Annotated in this window: 3 protein-coding genes; all 3 read right to left on the bottom strand. The window is 72.0% G+C overall.

What is annotated here, in order from left to right:
- Positions 1 to 350: 350 nt before the first annotated feature.
- Positions 351 to 1814, bottom strand: coding sequence for a SufS family cysteine desulfurase (locus V7793_RS34560; RefSeq protein ID WP_336013655.1), 1464 nt, complete (start codon positions 1812 to 1814; stop codon positions 351 to 353).
- Positions 1801 to 3183, bottom strand: coding sequence for a family 2B encapsulin nanocompartment shell protein (locus V7793_RS34565; RefSeq protein WP_336013656.1), 1383 nt, complete (start codon positions 3181 to 3183; stop codon positions 1801 to 1803). Before V7793_RS34565 ends, V7793_RS34560 begins: the two co-directional genes overlap by 14 nt.
- A gap of 250 nt (positions 3184 to 3433) precedes the next feature.
- Positions 3434 to 4008: DUF998 domain-containing protein (locus V7793_RS34570; RefSeq protein ID WP_336013657.1), on the bottom strand; the 575-nt coding region annotated here is incomplete at its 5' end.

Here is a 4008-nt window from a genome sequence, read left to right on the forward strand (position 1 = left end):
TGGCCGCGGCCGTCCCGGGCGTCCCCGCGACGAGGATCAGCCCGGCCGCGAGCGCGGCCACCGATCCCATGACGCCCCGCACCGCCGGCAACCGCCGCTGCGCGACTCTTCGTGACATGTACCGCCCCCTGCTTCCGGGTCGTACGCACACTCGTGCGTCTCTGACGTACGAGATTGCCTTCCGTACCTGATGGTTCCCTGTGCCACCGGAAATACCGCGGAATCTCGTAGTTGTGCCGCGCATCGGTTCGGCGCGACACCCCGGATGCCGCAAGCCCGGGACGACAGCGCGCCCCGGCGCGCGGTGCGCCGGGGCGACTGTACGGCGGTTCGGGCGATGTGAGTGCGGGTCAGATGGCCGCCTGCGCCTGGATTTGCATGAGCGCGGCGGCCAGCTGGTCCACCTCCTCGGCGGTGTTGTACAGGGCCAGGGAGGCCCGGGTCGCGGCCTCCAGCCCGTAGTGGCGCAGTGAGGGCTGGGCGCAGTGGTGGCCGGCGCGGACGGCGATGCCGTCCTGGTCCAGCGCGCGGGCCACCTCCATGGGGTCCCGGCCCGCGAGCGTGAAGGTCAGCACGGCGATCTTCTCGGGTGCGCTGCCCAGGAGGGTGAGGCCCGGTACCGCGGCGAGGGCCTGCTGGGCGTGGCCGAGCAGCGCGGTCTCGTACGCGGCGACCGCGTCGCGGCCGAAGGAGGTCAGCCAGTCGATGGCGGCCTTGAGGCCGACGACGCCGGAGATGTGCCCGGTGCCGGCCTCGAAGCAGTGCGGCGCGGGGGCGTAGGTGACGCGGCCGAACTCCACCTGGTCGATCATGTTGCCGCCGCCCTGCCACGGCGGCATGGCGGCCAGGACCTCCGGCTTGGCGTACATCGCCCCGATGCCCGTGGGGGCGTAGAGCTTGTGCCCGGAGAAGACGTAGAAGTCGCTGTCCAGGTCCTGGACGTCGACGGGGAAGTGGGCGACGGCCTGGGCGCCGTCCACGAGCACCTTGGCGTTGTAGCGGTGGGCCAGTGCCGTCATCTCCTTCACCGGCGGCACCGTGCCCAGCACGTTGGAGGCGTGGCTGATCGCGACGAGCTGGGTGCGGAAGGAGAGCAGGTCCGCGTAGGCGTCCTGGTCGATGCTGCCGTCGGGCAGCAGGGGGATCGGCACGACCCGGGCCCGCCGCTCCTTGGCGATCATCAGCCAGGGGACGATGTTGGAGTGGTGTTCCAGGGTGGAGACCAGGATCTCGTCGCCGGGGCCGAGGTTGGCGCGTCCCCAGCTCTGTGCGACGAGATTGACGGCCTCGGTGGTGCCCCGCGTGAAGACGATGGTGTCAGGTGACGGGGCGCCCAGGAAGTCGGCGACCGCGGCCCGCCCGCCCTCGTACATCTCGGTGGCCTCGCGGGCCAGGGTGTGCGCACCGCGGTGGATGTTGGAGTTCGCGGTGGCGTAGTAGGCGGCCAGGGTCTCGATGACCTGGCGGGGCTTCTGGGTGGTCGCGCCGTTGTCGAGCCAGACGACGGGGCGCCCGTTGACGGGCCGCTGCAGGACAGGGACGTCCTGCCGGGCCGCCTCGGGGGTGAACCCTCCGCTGCGGGTGGCCGCGCTGCCCGCGGTGGGCTGCCGGGGCGCGGCCGGCGCCCACGGGAGGCCCGGGGACGGTGCCGTGCCGGCGGGCGGCGTCATACCGGGCGTCGTCATGCCCGGCGTCATGTCCGGCGTCATCCCCGGCATCGCCGCGCCCGGCGTCGTCATGCCCGGTGCCCGCACGCCCGGCACCGGGGCCATGCCCGGGGCGTGCGCGCCCCACGACATGTCAGGAGTAGTCATGGTACTTGGACACCTCGACGTTCTGGAGCACGGCGAGGGCGTCCTCGACCAGCACCGCGGCGTTGAAGTAGGCCGTCATCAGGTACTGGGTGATGCCCTTCTGGTCCATGCCCATGTTGCGCATCGACAGACCGGGCTCGACCTCGTCGGGCACCTTCGCGGGGCGCAGGCCCACCACGCCCTGCTCGGCCTCGCCGACGCGCATCAGCAGGATCTCGGTGGTGCCGGCGCCGTTCGGGCCGGTGATGCGCACCTTGTCGGAGGGCAGCAGCGGGACGCCGCGCCAGGTCAGCAGGGGGCTGCCGAAACGGTTCTCGATGACCGGGGGGACCCCGCGGCGCGTGCACTCGCGGCCGAAGGCGGCGATGGCCCGCGGGTGGGCGAGGAAGTAGGAGGGCTGCTTCCAGACCCTGCTGAGCAGCTCGTCCATGTCGTCGGGGGTCGGGGCGCCGGTGCGGGTCTGCACCCGCTGGCCCGGGGCGACGTTGTTGAACAGGCCGAACTCGGGGTGGTTGAGCATCGACCGCTCCTGGCGCTCGCGCAGCGCCTGAACGGTCAGGTCGGCCTGGGCCCGGGTCTGGTCGATGGGCTCGTTGTAGAGGTCGGCGACGCGGGAGTGGACGCGCAGCACGGTCTGGGCGAGCGTCATGTGGTACTCGCGGGGGACGTCCTCGTAGTCGACGAAGGTGCCCGGCAGGTCGGGCTCGCCGACGTGCCCGGCGGTGAGGTCGACCGGCACCTCGGAGCCGGGGGCGGTCCGCTCGCCGGCGTTGAAGGCGGCGAGGGCGGCGCCGAGCGCCTCGTCGCGCCCGGCCAGCCGGGCCAGCTGGTCGCGGCCGGCGCAGAGCGCGGTGCCGGGGGTCAGGGCCCGGACGCGGTAGGGTGCGGGGCTGCCGTGGGACCAGGAGTCGAGGTCGAAGAACTGGCCGTCGCCCACGACTTCGAGGAGCGCGTCCTCGCCGTAGCGGCCGGTGGCCCGCTTCTCCGCCCGGCCCTGGACGAGAACCCACAGCCTGCCCGTGGTCTCGCCCTCCTCGACCAGGGTCTGACCGGCCTCGAAGGCGACCTCGGTGAAGGAGGAGGCCAGTTCGCGCAGGAGGTCCTCGCCCGCCTCGCGCAGGTAGGGGATCTCCCGCAGGTCCTCCGGGACGACGTGGTGGGCGTCGTCGTTCCGGTACGTGGTGATCCGGTCGTCGCCGAGTATGAAGGTCCGCCGGCGGTTGACGCGGTAGGTGCCGGACTCGACGTCCACCCACGGCAGGGCGCGGAGCAGGTAGCGGGGCGTGATGCCGCGCATCTGCGGGGCGGTCTTGGTAGTGGTCGCAAGCTGCCGTGCCGCGTCCGGGCTGAGACTCAGCCTGTCGTTCATGAGGGCCTCCTCGTGTGGGTAACGAGGATGATCGTCTTGTTGGAAACATTGCGTTCACAAGACTGCAGTAATGCAACATGGCCTTAAAGCAATGCCTGTTGGCGAAGCGACAGGTTCGGGCAGAAGTGAACTCGCTCCGTTCGATGGGTTCCTGATCAGGTTCGATTTCCGGACGGATCCCGCGGTGTCCGAGCGGACGGCGAGCCTCCGGAGGCCTTCACCCTCCTGCACAATCGACCAGATTCGATCGTCACGTACTCCTGTGCCGACCGGTTCCGGCCGGACCTGCGAACGAGGCGGCCAGCAGGGCGAGCCATACCCCGACGAGCACCAGGTGTGCGCGCTGCGGGACGCCGTGCCAGCCCGGCCGGCCGAACAGCGGTCCGACCGTGAGCAGCGCAGTCGTCAGGGCCGCGGCCAGGACCCACGGCCCCCAGCGGCGCACCAGCGGCCACCGGGTGCCCCCCGCCGCGGCCGCCACCATCAGCGCCATCGAGGCGAACAGCGCCGCGTGGGCCAGTGCGCTGGTGGCCGTGTGCAAGGGGTTGACCACCTCGCAGACGCTGTTCACCGAGGGGGCGCAGCGCATCGGCACGATGACGTCCGCCACGGAGGACGCGGCGAAGGCGACCAGCGACCAGCGGCTCGCGAGGACGCAGCGGCTGCTTCCGGGCGGGCGCGGGAGGGGGGCCGCCCCCGCGGCCACGAGCAGGGCGGTGACGATCTCGATCGCGCCGAACAGCCCGTGGAAGCGCTGGTCGGCGGCGTAGAGCTCGCTGACGTAGGAGTGCCGGGCGTCCAGGCCCGTGGGCAGGAGGAACTCCA

The sequence above is a fragment of the Streptomyces sp. KLMMK genome, from assembly GCF_036961605.1.
Lineage (GTDB): Bacteria > Actinomycetota > Actinomycetes > Streptomycetales > Streptomycetaceae > Streptomyces > Streptomyces telluris.

Bases quoted from the DNA above. Each gene is read 5' to 3' on its own strand.
- V7793_RS34565 (WP_336013656.1), bottom strand. From the start codon at position 3,183: ATGAACGACAGGCTGAGTCTCAGCCCGGACGCGGCACGGCAGCTTGCG.
- V7793_RS34560 (WP_336013655.1), bottom strand. From the start codon at position 1,814: ATGACTACTCCTGACATGTCGTGGGGCGCGCACGCCCCGGGCATGGCC.